General features: G+C 60.4%; 12 protein-coding genes. 3 read left to right on the forward strand and 9 right to left on the reverse strand.

Features of this window, described 5'->3' with window-relative positions; translation table 11 throughout:
* Nucleotides 1–4: 4 nt before the first annotated feature.
* The 6 genes from dnaN to rnz all read right to left on the reverse strand — a co-directional run bounded on the left by dnaN (nt 5) and on the right by rnz (nt 5659).
* Complete coding sequence (gene dnaN, locus NW852_RS08760) at nt 5–1357, reverse strand: DNA polymerase III subunit beta (protein ID WP_414364908.1); 1353 nt, start codon at nt 1355–1357, stop codon at nt 5–7.
* Nucleotides 1358–2142: 785 nt separating this feature from the next.
* Entirely contained in the window at nt 2143–3225 is a 1083-nt protein-coding gene (gene dusB / locus NW852_RS08765; RefSeq protein ID WP_414364910.1) for a tRNA dihydrouridine synthase DusB, read from the reverse strand.
* Between the two features lie 27 nt (nt 3226–3252).
* Nucleotides 3253–3468: a 30S ribosomal protein S18 gene (gene rpsR, locus NW852_RS08770; RefSeq protein WP_414364911.1), complete on the reverse strand. Its 216-nt coding sequence runs from the start codon at nt 3466–3468 to the stop codon at nt 3253–3255.
* Between the two features lie 29 nt (nt 3469–3497).
* Complete coding sequence (gene rpmG, locus NW852_RS08775) at nt 3498–3692, reverse strand: 50S ribosomal protein L33 (RefSeq protein ID WP_011430486.1); 195 nt, start codon at nt 3690–3692, stop codon at nt 3498–3500.
* 90 nt (nt 3693–3782) lie between these two features.
* The gene (locus tag NW852_RS08780) at nt 3783–4655 is read right to left on the reverse strand and encodes an RDD family protein (RefSeq protein WP_414364913.1); all 873 of its coding nucleotides are present in this window, start codon (nt 4653–4655) and stop codon (nt 3783–3785) included.
* A gap of 47 nt (nt 4656–4702) precedes the next feature.
* Nucleotides 4703–5659 (reverse strand): ribonuclease Z, encoded by a 957-nt coding sequence (rnz, locus tag NW852_RS08785; RefSeq protein ID WP_414364925.1) that lies wholly within the window; start codon nt 5657–5659, stop codon nt 4703–4705.
* A 141-nt stretch (nt 5660–5800) separates the two neighbouring features.
* On the opposite strand from rnz, the gene NW852_RS08790 reads away from it, so the two are divergent.
* On the forward strand, nt 5801–6157 hold the full coding sequence (locus NW852_RS08790) for a HesB/IscA family protein (protein ID WP_414333417.1): 357 nt from the start codon (nt 5801–5803) through the stop codon (nt 6155–6157).
* Here the strand turns inward: NW852_RS08790 and NW852_RS08795 are convergent, their stop codons facing one another.
* From NW852_RS08795 to NW852_RS08805, 3 genes are all read right to left on the reverse strand, one after another.
* Complete coding sequence (locus tag NW852_RS08795; protein WP_414371487.1) at nt 6158–7354, reverse strand: response regulator; 1197 nt, start codon at nt 7352–7354, stop codon at nt 6158–6160.
* 10 nt (nt 7355–7364) lie between these two features.
* Nucleotides 7365–11246, reverse strand: a complete 3882-nt coding sequence (locus NW852_RS08800) for a PAS domain S-box protein (RefSeq protein WP_414426655.1) — start codon at nt 11244–11246, stop codon at nt 7365–7367.
* 193 nt (nt 11247–11439) lie between these two features.
* Nucleotides 11440–14190 (reverse strand): cation-translocating P-type ATPase, encoded by a 2751-nt coding sequence (locus tag NW852_RS08805; protein WP_414364920.1) that lies wholly within the window; start codon nt 14188–14190, stop codon nt 11440–11442.
* 124 nt (nt 14191–14314) lie between these two features.
* Here NW852_RS08805 and NW852_RS08810 point away from each other — a divergent pair, with 124 nt between their 5' ends.
* Both NW852_RS08810 and NW852_RS08815 read left to right on the forward strand, forming a co-directional pair.
* Entirely contained in the window at nt 14315–16093 is a 1779-nt protein-coding gene (locus NW852_RS08810) for a diflavin flavoprotein (protein WP_414371480.1), read from the forward strand.
* Between the two features lie 50 nt (nt 16094–16143).
* A partial coding sequence (locus NW852_RS08815; RefSeq protein WP_414426656.1) for a hypothetical protein occupies nt 16144–16341 on the forward strand: 198 nt, incomplete at its 3' end.

The raw sequence follows: 16341 nt of genomic DNA on the forward strand, positions 1-16341 counted from the left end.
TGGGCTAGGTAGCCCGCAGTTGAACCGGCATGACCAAATAGCAGAGGCGCGTCGCTCCAATTGGCTTCCAGATGGCCGGCTGAGTGGCGCCGTTCAGCTCCAGGCTCACCTGCTGCGTATGAAACACCTTAAGGGCCTCCAGCAGGTAGCGCACATTAAAAGCCAGCTCCAGGTCAGGGCCGGACATCTGTACCGGCAGAGATTCCTCGCCGCTGCCCACATCGGGCGCCTCGGTGCTGATGCGTAGGGTTTGGGTTGCCTCAGAAAGGTTGAACTTGATGATGTCGTTCCGCTGGGCAGCAAACACCCCCACCCGCTCCAAGGACTCGATCAAAGGCCGACGCTCCAGGGTTACATGCCGCTCAAATTGCCGCGGGATCAGGCGGTTGTAGTCGGGGTACTGGCCCTCCAAAAGGCGGCTGGTAATCCGCTGCTGGCACTGAGTGCCGCCGGCGCCCAAAATAAATTGCACCTGCGACCGGTCAAACCGCAGTTCCACTGCAGAAGCGGCCGTCTGGGCAGCGAGGATGCGCTCCACCTCTCGTAGAGTCCGAGCGGGAATGGTGAAATCCAGTTTTGTCCCCCCAGCAGCCAAATCAACTGGGATCCCTTCGGCCTCCACCTGAACCATCGCCAGGCGATGTCCATCGGTGGCTGCAAACTCCAGCCGCGGCGGATCCCCGGTTAAGAGCTTGACATGTACACCCGTAAGCACTTGCTTGGTGTCATCACCGGAAGCGGCAAAGAGGGTTTGGCCAATCCCTTGCAGCAAGCTCTCGATGGGCAGCTCAAGGATCTGGGCGGCCAAGCTCTCCTCCTCAGCATCGGCAGTGCGGAGCGCTATCTCGGGCAAGGTGGGATACTCTTCCGCAGGCATGCCGCGTAGCTGGTACTGTCCGGCGGCCGATGTAAGGGTCACAGCAGCGCTCTCCGGAGCTTGGCTAACACCGATCGGGCCGCTGGGCAGGCGGCTGACGATGTCGCTGAGCAGCTTGGCCGGCAGCGTGGTGCGACCGGATCCCTTCACCTCGGCCTCGAACTCGCTGCGAATGCACAAGTTCAAGTCAAAGGCCGTCAGAGCAACTCGCTGTGCCTCTGCGCTTGCCTCTACCAGCACGTTGGCCAAAACCGGCAGGGCAGGACGGCTGGCAACGGCTCGGCTAACTGCAGCAAGGTGATGGCTGAGCGCAGCTTGCTCACAGGTGAAGCAAAGACCGCCGGCAGGTAGATCGACAGCCTCGCTGAAAGACTCTGTCCCGTTGACGGGAAAGGGATACCCAGAGCTGCCGTCGCGCGGGGCAGACGCGGGCGAGCTGGCTTCGACTTCCCAATCCACAGGACGTTGAGCTTGCACCATTGGGGACTTGCGAGCTGAATATGCCTATCCTACACCGCCTGCTTCCCACGGATCCCTCCCTGCCCAGACGAGTTTTGCAAAAAAATTTTCTTCGCGCGCGCAGGATAAAGTTAAAAACCACGATCCCTACCCAATTTAATTTTTTGATCTAGTAGTAGTAGGGGCTGTGGAAACTGTGGAAATTGATCGGAAAAGCCTTGCGCCACAAGCTTTTGATCGTATTCCCCACCTGTGGAAAAACTGTGGATAACTTGGCCAATTTTCCACAAGGTATAAATACTCTGTGGATAACTCGGGGGGTTTTTCCACAAGTTTTCCACAGATTTTTGGAGTTTTCCACAAGTTTTCCACAGGCCGAGAGGATAAAAATGTTGTTATTCCCTGACAAATTCATAAAACTTAACACACAACCAGTGTAGGATGCCCTAGTCTAGTATCCCACTGCTCTAGATGTGGCCTGGGGATCCCATGAAGGCTGGGGGCGGCCTTTGGGGGGTTTTCACAGGTTTTCCACAGGTTGCTTGGGAAAACCGTGGCAGCCTTTGGCTAGCTGGGCCCGCCAGACCAAAAGTCCGCATCGAGCTCAGGTGCGGCGGAAGCTGCTGGTCGCGAGCTCCCGTTTGGCAAGGTTACTGTCACTTCAGCTTCAGCCAGGGCAGTTTGCCTATGCTCAACTGCCCATAGCCAGACAGGGTCGCTTCTCCAGAAGCGTGGATGCCTTGTTTCAAGATGAAAACAACCGCTTGCAAACGGCAGTCAAAGGCCAATTGGCTACTGCCCAGCCGTTAGGGCAAAAGGATCCCCTGCTCAATTTCGGAGTTTGAGTCTTCAGTTACTTCTTCCGGCTGCAGCGGGGCCTCTTGGCAGCGCTCCATGGCCTGAAGTAGAAGGGCTTCCCCTTCTTGCAAGGTCTCGATGCGGCAGAGAAGGGCGCGAAACTGAGAGGCACCGGCAAAATCCTTGATGTACCAGGTCATGTGCTTGCGGGCCTGACGGATGCCACGTTCTCCCTTATACTCCCAGAGGCCTCGCAAGTGTTCTAAAGCCATTTGAATCCGATCCAGGGGGGTAGGAGCTGGTCTTTCTTGGCCGGTTTTCAGGAAGTAATCGATTTGCCCCACTAGGAAGGGGTAGCCCATGGTGCCGCGGGAGCACATCACGCCGTCGGCGCCGGTTTCCTCCAGACACTTCACCGCTGCAGCGGCCGAGAAAATATCCCCATTGGCGATTACCGGAATGCGCAGATGCTCTTTGACGCGGCGAATCCAATCCCAACGGGCTTTGCCGTTGAAGCCCTGGGCGCGTGTGCGGCCATGCAAAGTCAGCAATTGCGCTCCGGCCTCCTGCAGCCGGTGGGCAAAATCCAGAATGTTGATCTCCTGATCCGACCAACCCAGGCGAGTTTTCACCGTTACGGGCACGGACACAGCCTTAGCCACCGCTTCCACGATCCGGGCTGCTGTGTCTGGCTCCCGCAGCAAGGCAGAGCCACCGCCGTTTCTGGTAATCTTGTTTACTGGGCAGCCCATGTTGATATCTACCAAGGTCGCCCCCTCATCCACCGCCATACGGGCTGCTTCCGCCAAAAAGTGAGGTCGGCAGTCGAACAACTGAATGCCGATGGGCTGCTCCCCCTCGCCCACTTCCATGATGCGGGGTAGCTCGCGGGCATAGTGCAACCCCGTCGCGTTCACCATTTCGGTGTAGACCAAGCTTTGCGGGGCAAAGCGGCGTACCAGCCCCCGAAACACTTTGTCGGTTACTCCCGACAGGGGTGCCTGAAAGACACGACTGAAAATCTTCACCCCACCAATCTCAAGGGGTTGGGCCATTCGAGCTTGCAATCGCGGCGAAAGCTGCAGGCTCATCGGGATCCGGAGAAAGCAACCAGCAACTTATCCTTCTTTGTTGACAAAGTAAAGAAGACCCAGGATGCGCGCCCGTTTGATGGCAGTAGACAGCTCCCGCTGCTGCTTGGCGGTCAGGCCGGTGATGCGGCGGGGCAGAATTTTGCCTCGCTCGGTTACAAATTTCTTGAGCAGCTCAACATCGGTGTATTTGATCGGCTCTCCCGGCTTGATGGGAGACAGGCGGCGACGAGCGTAAACCATAGGTCAGGAGAACGGTAAAGCGGCTTGAACTACTTGATCTCTTTATGGACGGTGTGGCGGTTGCACTTGGGGCAGAATTTCTTCAGCTCCAAGCGGGCCGTGGTGTTACGGCGATTTTTGGTGGTGGTGTAGCGGTTCACCCCTGGAGAACGCTTATTGACGTTGGTGCGGCACTCCGTACACTCCAGGGTAATGATGATGCGAGCACCCTTTGCTTTGGCCATAGTGGATCCCAAGGTGGAGGAAGTAAAAGCACTTGAGAACCCCCAACCCCAGGGGTTGAGGCTGGAGGTGGGTTCACCTCGTAAGCGCGATCACCAATTATCCAACTTTTCTTTGACGGAATCAACCCAGTTTTTGACTTGCTTGCCGGTTTGTTGTCTTAGGCTGCGGGTGTTTCGATCCACGTCCTTGCTCAGGCGCTGCATCTGCTGGGAAAGATCGCGCACTGCCTCATTGCGTTGAGCTTGGCGCAACAGCTCGCGAGCAGCGGACTTGACGTCCTCGGCGGCGTCTCCCTCCAGGATGTCCTGCAGCAACCGCAGGGCTTTCTTATCTAAGTGGTAACCCTGCTCCGATTCCACCACCAGGGTGCGCCCGGCGCGGTCGTGGATGCTCTGGCGTTTTTCCTTGTCGAAGAAGGCAAACAGCCCATCGGCCGCCAGGGGCACCAGCAGGGCTTCCGTGAGCACAAATAGGGAGAGCACCCCCTCGCGGGCCAGGGAGCGAACCAGGTGGGGTGGGGCCTCGGTTTCGGGATCCAAGGTTTTGAGGTTCAGCAGCCATTTGCCAAGGCTTTGGCCAGCGGGGCGGGATTGGAAGTAGCCGCGGTTCACCAGCCAGGTGGCGAAGAAGGCGATGTAGCCGGTCATGTCCACGGCGCCCGCATCGGCTCCCACCAGAGAAGCCAAGCCCTGCGCCAGGTAGGAGACCCCCAGCCCCAGCCCAAAATCCAGGGCAAAGGCCCCGATCCGTTTGCCCCAGGGGGCCAGTTTGGGCAGGTTTTCCTCGGCCTGGGGCGAGCTGGCTGCTTGGGAAGCCGGTCGCTCTGCTTGTACAGGAGGCAAGGAGGTTGCCGGGGGCAAGGCGCTGAAAGCTTGCCACTCGCTGGCGTTTTGATCCAGTTGCTTAGTTTTGGGCCGCTCTGGAAATGGAGGCCGTTCAGGATAGGGTCTGGGATCCGTCATCGCAGGTTGAGGCTGTCAGTCCTATCATTCTAGCTAGCAAGGCGGGTCTAGACCCCCACCGGCAGGGGAGCAGGGCTGCGGCGCGGGATCGCGTAGGTCATCCGATCCCGGGCCAAGATTGTGTTGGGAAAAATCGCTTGAGCTTCCGCCAGCAAGTCTTCTAGGGTGATGGGAGCTTCGGGGGTGTAGCGGGGACTGAAGTGGGTGAGGATGAGGGTCTGGGCCTTGGCTTCGGCGGCCACCCGCGCGGCCATGGCGGCAGTGGAGTGCTTGGCGCGCTGGGCCAGTTCGCGATCCGCTTCGGCGTAGGTGGCCTCGTGGATGACCAGGTCAGCAGCACGGGAGAGATCGACGGCGTTGCGGCAGAAGATGGTGTCGGTGCAGTAGGAGAACTTGCGCCCTGGGATGGGATCCCCCACATAATCTCGCCCGTGGAAGTGGCGGCCCTGCCAGAAGATGGATTGCCCGGCCTTGAGCTGGCCGTAGAGGGGGCCGGGCGGGATCCCGTCGGCCTGAGCCTTGGCCACGTTAAAGGTGCCTGGCCGATCCTGTTCCACCACGCGGTAGCCGAAGGCGGGCACCCGGTGATCCAGGGGCGCGCAAAAAACCCAATATTCTGGATCCTGAAGAATGAGACCTGTTTCTACGGTGTGAACCCGGAAGGAATAGGGGATCCGCGTCTCGCTGTAGCGCAGCACCGCCTTCAGGTACTCTTCCAGGCCGGGGGGGCCGTAGATGTCGATGTGCTGGGGGGTACTGCCCAGGCCACAGGAGGCCAACAGCCCCGGCAGGCCGTAGATGTGATCCCCGTGCATGTGGGTGATGAAAATGCGGCGCAACTGGCTGGGGCGCAGCTCGTCTAGCCGCAACAGTTGGTGTTGGGTGCCCTCGCCACAATCAAACAGCCACCATTCCGACCGCTGCGGAAACTGCACCGCCACGCCAGAGACATTGCGCTGGCGGGTGGGCATGCCGGAGCTGGTGCCCAAGAAGGTAACACGAATGGCGTTGGGATCCGTCACAAGGGCAGAACGGTAAAGTTGAAGAAATGGGATCCCTAGCTTATCAACTGTTCCTGCCGCGCGCAGGGAAAAGGCGGCCCAAAACCCTTGTTAGGATGAAAAGTAAGTGTCAGCTTTCCCGCCATGATCACCTTGACCGAGAGCGCCATCCAAGAGCTAAAACGCCTGCGCAGCAAGTACGAGAAGGAGGGATCCCAGCCCATCCTGCGGCTGGGGGTCAAGCCCAGCGGCTGCTCTGGCCTCTCTTACGTAATGAACTTCGAGCCCCAGGCCAACCCTGACGACCATACCTTTGACTTTGGCGATATTCGGGTGGCAGTGGATCCCTTGAGCATGACTTTGATCCAGGGCCTTACCGTCGACTTTTCCGAGGATCTGTTGGGGGGCGGTTTCAAATTCAAGAACCCCAACGCGGTGGCTAGCTGTGGCTGCGGCACTTCCTTTGCCACCGCCGAAACTGCCGCTGCCGTCGGCCATTGATCACATCCTGCCGGATGGCTCTAGGCTGGGCAGGCGGAGTACAAAACACGTCCACCCGTCCTCGCTGCTGACTCGAACGTGGCCCTTGAGATGCTCCACCCACTGCTTCACCAAAGCCAACCCCAGGCCGCTACCTGGCTGGGCCCAGGGATCCGCAGTGGGCACGCGGTAGAAGCGCTCGAAGAGGCGGGGCAGATGTTCCGGCTCGATCTGAGCGCTGTTGCCGATCTTAAACTCAACCCCTTCAGGGATTGGCTGAACCTCTAGACGGATCGTGCCACCTGGCTGGGTAAACTTGCAGGCGTTGTCTAGCAGTTCTTTGAGGATCTGGGTCAGGAGCTGCGGATGGCTGTAAAACCGCCAGGGGGAGGGGGGCAGATCCCCTACCTGCAGCGTGAGGGAGCGGGCCTGGGTGCATTGCTGCGCCGACTCGATCAAGCTGTGCCAGAGGTGGGGCAGGTCAATAGCTGCAACGGCAGAGCCCAGGTCTTTCCCTTCCAGGCCCTGCAGATCCAATAGGCGGTTGATGAGCTGGATTTCGGCCTCGCACTCCTGCAGGGCAATGTCCCGGTATTGCTGCTGCTTCTCGTTGAGGGGGGTGCGGCCCAGGAGTTCCAGGGCTAGCTTGATCTTGGTCAAAGGCGTGCGCAGCTCGTGGGAGACCGTGGCCAGAAAGTGGTCTTTGAGGCGGTTGAGCTGCTCCAGATCTGCCACCTGGCAGGCCAGTTGGGCGGTGCGCTCCTGCACTTTGGCTTCCAGTTCCTGGTTAAGCTGCTGCAGACGGCGCTGGGCCTGGTTGGCTTGCAGCAAGTGGCGTAGGCGCCGCTTCAAAACCGACCAGTGGATGGGCTTGGGGATGTAGTCGCTGGCACCGGCGGCAAAGGCCTCACTGACAAAGGCTTCGTCTTCTAAAGCGGTGACGATTAAAATTGGCATGTCGGGGTTTTGGGCGTGGAGGCGGCGGCAACACTCAAACCCATCCAGATCCGGCATCACCGCATCCAGGAGCACCATGTCCGGCTGATGGCGGCTTACGACTTCTAGACAAGCCAAGCCGCTGTCCGCTTCCACAACTTGGTAGCCTTCCCGCTCCAGGGCATAGCGAGCCAAAAGTCGCTGGCTGGGATCATCGTCGACAATCAGCAGCAGTGGCTTTTCCTCGGCTCCAGAGAAGCTCCCTCCCCGCCGATCTGACATAGGCTTGGCATTAAGCTTCTGCATGGGTACTGGCAACAGGAGAAGGCCCAGACGCGGCAGCCGATAACTCCAGGGTAACTCGCTGGTACTCGGCTTCCAACCGTTGCAAGGCCTGCTTCAGGGTATCCCAGTTTACAAAAGCGGGAGAGGGGTGGCGAGAGAGGTTCTCCAGCTCCTGACACATCTGAGCTAGCGACTTGGCCCCCAGGGTGCTGCTGCTGCCCTTGAGGCGGTGGGCCAGTTGGGCCACGGTTTGGGCATCTTGCCGCTCCAGAGCCTGGCGCAGGGATCCCAGCAGGGCCTGGCTGTCTTGCTGGTAAGTTTGCACCATCTCCTGCCAGTCTTCGGGGGATCCCAGCATGCTGCGTAGGCTGGCCAGGGTGTCGGGATCCAAGGCTGGCTCCGGTTTTTCTTCCGTGCAAGAAGAAGAGATTTCCTGCAAAGCGCGCTCCAGCACAGCCGGCTGCAGGGGCTTGGTCAGGTAGCCGTCGACGCCGGCGGCCTCGGCAGCAGCACGGCTTTCCAGGAAAGCATCGGCGGTGAGGGCAAGGATGCGTGGCTGGCGATCTGGGGGAAGTTCGCTGCGGATGCGGCGGGTGGCGGCCAGGCCGTCCAGCTCCGGCATGTGCAGATCCATCAAGACCAGGTCGTAGGCGCGCAGTTGCAGCGCCTGCAGAGCTTCCAGGCCGTTGGCCACGATGTCCGGCTGATAGCCCAGCCGCTCCAGCATTAGGCGGATGACTTTTTGGTTAACGGGGTTGTCCTCGGCTACCAGGATGCGCAACGGGCAGCGGCTGGCCAAAGGCAGCGGGGGCTCCAAGAGGGAAGTAGCGGCAGGCACTTTTTCCTGGCAAAGCAGAGCCCGCAGTTGCGAGGCCTTGACTGGCTTGCTCAGGGCAGGAAAAGAGCCAGAACTTGCCAGAGCCGCGCTGCGGGCCACCAGCAGCAAAGGCCTCAGGGGGGGCTGCTCCTGCTGCAGAGCCTTGGCCAGGGCCAGTCCATCGCCGTCAGGCAGGCTGGTATCCACCAGGGCCAGCTCAAAGGTCTGGGCCTTGGCCAGGGCTTGGGCTTCTGCTGCAGAGCTGCAGGCCGTTACCTGCATCCCCCAAGCCTGGAGCAGGCGAGCCAGGAGCTGCCGTTGGCTGGCGTTGTCTTCCACCAACAAAACCCGCTTGCCGGCTAGAGCAGCATCGAGGGCTGGGGCTGCCAAGAGGGCCGGATCCGGAACACGCAGCGGGACACGGAAACCAAAGGTGGATCCCTGGCCCGGCTGGCTGTGCACCCAGATCTCCCCGCCCATCAGTTGACAGAGGCGCTGGCTGATGGCCAAACCCAGGCCCGTGCCGCCGTAGCGGCGGCTGATGGAGCTGTCCACCTGGCTGAAAGGCTTGAAGAGGCGATCCTGCTTTTCCGGCGGGATGCCGATGCCGGTGTCTTGCACCTGGAAGCTCACCCACTGCACCTGGGGATCCCGCTCCTGGGCCTCGACGGTTACCACCACTTCTCCCTGTGGGGTGAACTTGATGGCGTTGCTGAGGAGATTGGCCAGGATCTGGCGCAGGCGGTTGGGATCCCCCACCAGGCTGGCTGGCAAGCTGGGATCCACCCAGGCCACCAGCTCCAGATCTTTGCTCTGGGCTTGGGCGGCCATGAGATCCAAGAGCTCCTCCATGAGCTGGGGCAGGGAAAAGGGCGTTTCCTCCAGCTCCAATTTCTGAGACTCGATCTTGGAGAAATCCAAAATGTCGTTGATGAGGCTGAGCAGCACCTCGCTGCCGTAGCGGATGGTCTGCACCCAATCCCGCTGCTGCGGATCCAGGGGGGTATCCAGCAACAGGCTGGCCATGCCCATGATGGCGTTGATGGGCGTGCGGATCTCGTGGCTCATGGTGGCCAAGAATTCGCTCTTGGCGCGGTTGGCCGCCTCGGCAGCTTCCATAGCCGCCTTCATCTGCTCTTCCGTCTGCTTGGCCAGGGTGATGTCCCGCCCGGCGGCGTAGGCCAGGGATCCCGCCAGAGAGGCGCGCCATTCGATAAAGCGGTAGCTGCCGTCTTGGGTGCGGTAGCGGTTGACTAAGCCATCCAGGCGTCCTTCTTGCAGCAGCTTTTGCATCGCCTTCTGCGTGGCCAGCAGATCTTCCGGGTGCACCCATTCCCAAAAGGGGTGCTGCTGCAGCTCCTCGAGGGAACGGCCCAGAACAGTCTCCCAAGCAGGGTTGAGGCGGCGAAAATACCCCTGCTCGTCGGCAATGCAGAGCAAGTCCAAAGCTACCGAGAAGAATTGCTCCAGCTCTGCTTCGGCCTGCTTGCGGGCGGTGATATCGACGGCGGTAAACACCCAGCAAGGGATCCCGCGCAGCACCAGCGGCTGGACGAAGACGTCTTCCCAAAACTCCCGGCCATCCCGCCGTTGCCAGTGCCACTCGAAGCGGGCAGATCCCTGAGAGCGAGCTTGCTCCAGGTAGGGCTGCAGCGAGAACCCCCTTCCCTGCAGGGCCTGGCGATAGGGGGACTGCTCCAAAACGTCGAAGGCCCGCAGCTCCTCCAGGCTGGAAAATCCATAGGCGGCAAGAGCGCGCGGATTAGCCTCCAAGATCTCGCCCGTTTCGGCATGGCGAATGAGGATGGCCACGGCAGCATTTTCAAACAGGGCGCGGAACTTCTGCTCGCTCTCTTGCAGGGCTTGCTGTGCCTGCACCCGCTCCGTGATGTCGCGAATGATGAGCACCACTTCCTGCGCATTCAGAGGGGCAATGCGCACCTCCTCGTGGCGCACCTCGCCATCGATTTCCAGGCTTTGCTCATAGCGCTGCAGGGTTTGGGTGGCCAGGGCTTGGCGAATATAGGCAAGCCGCCGCTCCGCCAGGTCTGGGGGCAGGAGTTCGTGGGGTGAGCGCCCCAGGTAAGTTTCTGGCAAGCCGTAGGGCCGCACCTCCCCCCCACAGCTCACTCCCAGGCAAACGCCCTGGCTATCGAGGTGAAAGATGAGATCCGGGATGGCTGCCAGAATGGCCCTTTGTTTTTCCTCGGCCACTTTGAGCTCTAGCTCAGCCCGCTTGCGCTCTGTGATGTCCCGCACCAAGACGTAGAGCTTCTCGCTGCCGTGGGCAACGATACAGGCCCTGCGATACTGCTTGACTCCTGGCTGGGGCTCAATCTCGTACTCCAGGTATTCGGCGGTCTGGTTGGCCAGAGCCCGCTTCCCCAGAGCCTCGTATTCCTCCCGCAAAGCAGGAGGCAAAATCTCCTGAACCCGGCGGCCAATGTAGTCCTGAGGGGGGTGCAGAGTGGCGAAGTAGCGGGACGGCTTGCAGTCGAGGATGCGACCGTCGGCAGCAATCTCCAAAATCATGTCTGGGATTGCCTCGTAGAGGGCGCGATAGCGGGACTCGCTTTCCTGCAGCGCCTGCTCTCTCTCAACCTGCTCGCTGATGTTGCGGCTGGTGATGAGGATCCCATCCCCCACCGGCACCACCTGGTGGTGGAGCCAACGGGCCCGCAAGCCCGGCTGGCCGGAGATGGGAAACTCCTCTTCCAGGGGGATGCGGGTTTCCACCACCCGCTTGTATTTTTCAAAAAAGCCAGCCGTGCGGTTGATGGGCAACAGCTCGCACAGCCTTTGGCCGAGGATCTCCTCCCGGCGGCGGGAAATCAGCTCCTCCCCTTTGGCGTTGACATCGACGAAGACAAAGTCCACAATCTCGCCGGTAAAAGGATCCCGCACCGCCTCCAACAGATAAATGGCATCCAGGCTGGCTTCCAGCGCTGCGCGGAAACGGGCCTCCGGGCTGGAAGTTGCCAGCGATCCCTTGAAAATGAGCTTGAAAACTCTCTTAAAGAGAGGGATCCGCCGCCGGAGCCAGCCAAGCCCTAGAAGTGCTCCGAGAACCAAAACAATCCCCCCAAGCATAAAGCTGGCCCAGCCCGGCAGCATTATCTCTATCCCCAGCTCTTTTCTGGTGGCGGCTGCTTCCAGCTTATCTTCTGGTTTCCGCAGAATCGCTCAGTTAAGTTGCGGAAAAAAGCTGCCCTACCCTGCCCTGGGAAAAAGCTTTTGGCAAAGGAGGAAACCATGGAAGCTAGCCTTAACGGGGGCGCCAGCGGCAGTAGAGTTTTTCCAGATCTACCCAGACCATCACTACTGTGCTAAAGCCGACGCAAATGAGCAGCTCAGTGAGGGTCAGTTCTTCTGTCCCGAAAAAGTCGCGTAGGAAGGGCACATAGAGCAGGGCCAACTGCAGCAGCAAAGTGGTCAGCACCGCCCCCAGCAGGTAGGGGTTGGAAAAGGGGTTGAGCTCGATGGTCAGCTTGTCATTAGAGCGAACCGCCAGCGCATGGCCCATCTGGGCAATACACAGGGTGGTGAAGACCATCGTGCGCCAGTGAACAATGTAGGCTTCCACAATCGCCATCATGAGGATCGTCGCCAAGCCAAAGACGACGCCAATGCGCACCATGTAGGCGCCGAGCCCTTGGGCAAAGATGCTTTCTTTGGGGTTGAAGGGGGGGCGCTGCATCACCCCTGGCTCTGCTGGCTCCATTGCCAAAGCCAAAGCGGGCAGGCCGTCGGTTACCAAGTTCATCCAGAGGATCTGCAGGGGCGTCAGCGGCACGTCCTCTAGGCCTAGAAGGGGTGCAGCAGCCACGGTCAACACCTCGCCGATGTTGCTGCCCAGGATGTATTTCACGAAGCGGCGGATGTTGCTGTAGACCACCCGCCCTTCTTCGATGGCCGCTACGATGGTGGCGAAGTTGTCGTCTAGCAGCACCATGTCGCTGGCCTCTTTGCTGACATCGGTGCCGGTGATGCCCATGGCAATGCCGATATCCGCTTGGCGCAGGGCAGGGGCGTCGTTGACGCCATCGCCGGTCATGGCCACAAACTGGTTTTGCTTTTGCAGGGCCTGCACGATGCGCAGCTTGTGTTCGGGAGCCACGCGGGCGTAGACGTTGACTTTCTGCACCGTCTCCATCAGCTCCTCAAAGCTCAGCCGGGAGAGGGTGCGCCCATCAATGGCCTGGTTCTCGGAGTCGAGAATGCCCAGCTCGCGGGCAATAGCGATGGCGGTGAGTTGGTGATCGCCGGTAATCATCAGGGTGCGGATCCCGGCCTGCCGGCAGCGGGCTACCGCTTCCCGCGCTTCGGGCCGAGGGGGATCGTACATGCCCACTAGGCCCAGCCACACCAGGTTGCGCTCGATCTCCTCCAGGTTCTCCGGGATCCGCGGCAACTGCTGAGTGGCCACCCCCAAAACCCGGATGCCCTGGCCGGCGAGGCGGTTGTTGGCGCCCAAAATGGCCTGGCGATCGGCTTCTGAGAGGGCCTGCCAAGTTCCGCTTTTCTGGATATAGGTGCACTGCTCCAGCACCAGCTCCGCGGATCCCTTGACGTAGATGCGGTAGCTGCCCTCCTCTTGCACCACCACGCTCATGCGCTTGCGTTCCGAGCTAAAAGGGATCTCCTGCACCCGCGGGTGCTGCTCTTGCAAAGAGGCTTTCTGCAGGTTGGCCTTGGCGGCAGCCACCAGCAGGGCGGCCTCGGTGGGATCCCCCAGGATTGACCAGGTGGGGGCAGCGCCGCGCTGGGCTGAGAGATTGGCTTGCAACAGGGCATCGTTGCAGAAGACCACCGCCCTGAGAAGGGCCTGCAAATCGGGGGCACGCTGGGGATCGATGGGCTGGCCGCCGCAGTAGAAGGATCCCTTGGGAATATAACCGCTGCCGCTGACGTGGTAGTGGCGCTCGGGGGTGAGGATGTCGGTAACCACCATTTTGTTTTCGGTGAGGGTGCCGGTCTTGTCGGAGCAGATGGTGGTGACAGATCCCAGGGTCTCTACGGCCGGCAGGCGGCGGATCAAGGCGTTGCGGCGCACCATGCGCTGGGTGCCGATGGCCAAGGTAACCGTGATGACAGCCGGCAGCCCCTCCGGCACCACCGCCACGGCCATGCTGAGGGAAGTTTCCAGCAGCGAGGCAAAAGGCGCCATGCTCCCGGCTTGGAGCAGCCCCACGATCACCACCAGCGCCACCAAGGCCAGGGATCCCGACACCAGCACATTGCCCAACTGGCTCATGCGCCGCTGCAGGGGGGTGGGCTCGTTTTCCACCGTCTGCAGCAGCCTGGCCACCTTGCCCAGCTCCGTGTTCATGCCGGTGGCAGTAACCAAGAGGATCCCTCGCCCCTGCAGCACCTCCGTGCCCATGAAGGCCATGTTGCGCCGCTCGCCCAGCTCTGTGTCTTCGGGGAGGACACAATCAGCCTGCTTGGTAACCGGTACCGCCTCTCCGGTCAGGGCCGCCTCTCGCACCTGTAGGTTCACCGCTTCCGCCAAGCGCCCATCGGCTGGGATCTGCACCCCTGCTTCCAGCAGCACCCGATCCCCTGGCACCAACTGGTTGGCAGGGATCTCCTGCCACAGCCCGTCCCGCTGCACCCGCACGCTGGGGGAGGCCAATTTTTTTAGGGCCGCCAGCGCTTTTTCCGCCCGGCTTTCTTGCAAGTAGCCCAGCAGGCCATTGAGACCTACAACCAGCAAAATGGCTAGGGCATCTTTAGGAAACTCTCTCTTTTGCCAATCCAAAAGGGCTGAGATCGCCGCCACGGCAATCAGCATCAGCAACATGACGTTGCGGAATTGGTCGAGAAAGAGCTGCCAGGCGCTGCGGCCAGAAGTGGAGATCAGCTCGTTGGGACCGAATTCCCGCTGCCTTTGGATCACCTGCTGGGTAGTCAGGCCAGAATCGGGATCGGTCTGCAACTTCTGGATAACAGCGGGAAGAGGAAGACTATGCCAGGCAGGAGTAGAAACAGCGGCGGATCCAGAAGCTTGGGCCATCGCAAACACTTCCAGGGAATGGACAAATTCTACGTTAGCTCTCGAAGCTTTCCATAGAGGAAAAGGGATCCCCATTTCCCCAGTTTCGTGGCAAGGTGGGGACAGAGGCCCCCTGGAGACTGCTATGGCGAGCAAAACTCCCACTCGCGATGTTCAAGTGGCCGTTATCGGCCCCTCTACCTTGGTTCTCCGCTCTCGCACCTGGGATCGCCTCAAGTTTGAGCTGGAATACGCCCGGCAGCGGGGCACCACGGCCAACAGTTACCTCATCCAGGCCCGGCAGACCTTGCTCATTGATCCGCCGGGGGAGTCGTTTACAGACATTTTTCTCGAGGAGCTGGCCCAGCACCAGTACCTGCAGCGGCTGGACTTTATCCTGCTCAGCCACGTCAACTTCAACCGCCTTGCCACCCTCAAGGCACTTCTGCCGCTGGCTCCCTATGCAGTGGTGCTCTGCTCTAAGCCGGGATCCCTCACCCTGCGAGCCGCTTTTGAGGGCAGGGAATCCCCGCCTCCTAGCCGGGATGAAGAGGAGGCCGCCGATTTTGGCATTCCCTACGGCAATGACCAGTCCTTTCGCCTGCGGGTAATCCGGGATGGGGATTGCCTGGATCTAGGCGAGGGCCATGAGCTGCACTTTCGCACTGTCCCCACGCCCCGCCACCCCGATGCCCTCTGCACCTACGACCCAGCCACTGGGATCCTCTTTACCGACAAGCTGTTTGGTGCCCATGTCTGCGACGAGCAGGTGTTCGACGAGCACTGGCGGCAGCTTAGCGAGGATCGCCGCTACTACTTCGACTGCTTACACCGCAGCCAAGCGCCCCAGGTAAAAGCAGCCCTGGCCAAGCTGGAGGAGTTCCCCGCCCAGATCTACGCCCCCGCCCACGGCCCCTTGGTGCGCCACAGCCTGCGGCGGCTGCGTCTAGACTACCAGCTTTGGTGTGAAGAGGATCCCTTGGAGCAGCGGGTAGCTCTCCTCTATACCTCTGCCTACGGGAACACGGGCCTGATGGCGGTAGCCATTGCCCAAGGCTTGGAGCGAGCAGGAGTTACCGTGGAGCGGATTAACTGCGAATGGGCTACCCCTGAAGAGATTGCCCAGGCCCTGGAGCGCTGCCAAGGGTTCATTATCGGATCCCCTACCTTGGCCGGCCACCCCCCTGTCCAGATCCAAACAGCCCTAGGCATTATCCTCTCTTCTGTTCCCACCAGCAAGCTGGCCGGGGTCTTCGGCTCCTATGGCTGGAGCGGTGAAGCTGTGGATCTCATTGAAAGCAAGTTGCTCAACGCCGGCTTTACCCTAGGGTTTGCCACCATCCGCGCCAGGTTCAAGCCTACCCCCGCCGTCCTGGAAGCCTGTCAGGAGGCGGGATCCCAGTTTGCCCAAGCCCTGCGCAAGGCCAAGCGAGCCCGTGCCCCCCGCCAAGGCGGTGTTGAAACTCAGGCGGATCGGCTGGGGCAGGCCCTCAGCCGGGTTGTGGGATCCCTCTGTGTGGTGACCGCCCTGCAAGATGGGATCCCGCGCGGCTTCCTCACCTCCTCGGTGGCCCAGGCCAGCTTCAACCCCCCTGGCCTAACCCTTTCTGTAAGTAGGGACAGCGAGGCAGAACTGCTCACCCGTCCCCAAGCGCCTTTTGTGCTGAACATTTTGCGGGAGGGCAAAAGCAGCAGCCTGCAGCGACACTTTCAACGACCCCAGCGCCCTGGTGAAGACCGCTTTGCCGGTTTGGCCATCACCACTGCCGAAAATGGCTGCCCGGTTCTATTGGATGCCCTGGCTTACCTAGAGTGCCGTGTCAGAAGTTGGATGGAGTGTGGCGATCGCTACCTGGTCTATGCCGAGGTAGAGCGCGGCAAGGTGCTGGATCCCACGGGGGTTACCGCCATGCGGCGCGGGTAAGATAGTACTAGTATTTTGCTGGTCTCAGCTCCCAGGGGGTGCCATTGACCATGCAAGACATTCTTGAGGGGGTCTTCAAAGGTTTTGCCCAGATTGGCGGAAAAGTTGTAGAGACCCCCTTTGATATAGGCAAGGTTACCGGGTCAGTTGTGCAAACTGTCATTGGTACAGGTATCGAGACCACCCAAAAAGTTGGAGAAATTCTTCTTGGCACGGGTCAAGCCACTTTTGAAGTCATCCAGAAAGTT

The sequence above is a fragment of the Synechococcus sp. H60.1 genome (genome assembly GCF_047462335.1).
Classification (GTDB): Bacteria; Cyanobacteriota; Cyanobacteriia; order Thermostichales; family Thermostichaceae; genus Thermostichus.

Coding starts and splice junctions, on each gene's coding strand:
- rpmG (WP_011430486.1), bottom strand. CDS start 3,692: ATGGCCAAAGCAAAGGGTGCTCGCATCATCATTACCCTGGAGTGTACG.
- NW852_RS08790 (WP_414333417.1), top strand. CDS start 5,801: ATGATCACCTTGACCGAGAGCGCCATCCAAGAGCTAAAACGCCTGCGC.
- dusB (WP_414364910.1), bottom strand. CDS start 3,225: ATGAGCCTGCAGCTTTCGCCGCGATTGCAAGCTCGAATGGCCCAACCC.
- NW852_RS08810 (WP_414371480.1), top strand. CDS start 14,315: ATGGCGAGCAAAACTCCCACTCGCGATGTTCAAGTGGCCGTTATCGGC.
- NW852_RS08795 (WP_414371487.1), bottom strand. CDS start 7,354: ATGTCAGATCGGCGGGGAGGGAGCTTCTCTGGAGCCGAGGAAAAGCCA.
- NW852_RS08805 (WP_414364920.1), bottom strand. CDS start 14,190: ATGGCCCAAGCTTCTGGATCCGCCGCTGTTTCTACTCCTGCCTGGCAT.
- dnaN (WP_414364908.1), bottom strand. CDS start 1,357: ATGGTGCAAGCTCAACGTCCTGTGGATTGGGAAGTCGAAGCCAGCTCG.
- rpsR (WP_414364911.1), bottom strand. CDS start 3,468: ATGGTTTACGCTCGTCGCCGCCTGTCTCCCATCAAGCCGGGAGAGCCG.
- NW852_RS08780 (WP_414364913.1), bottom strand. CDS start 4,655: ATGACGGATCCCAGACCCTATCCTGAACGGCCTCCATTTCCAGAGCGG.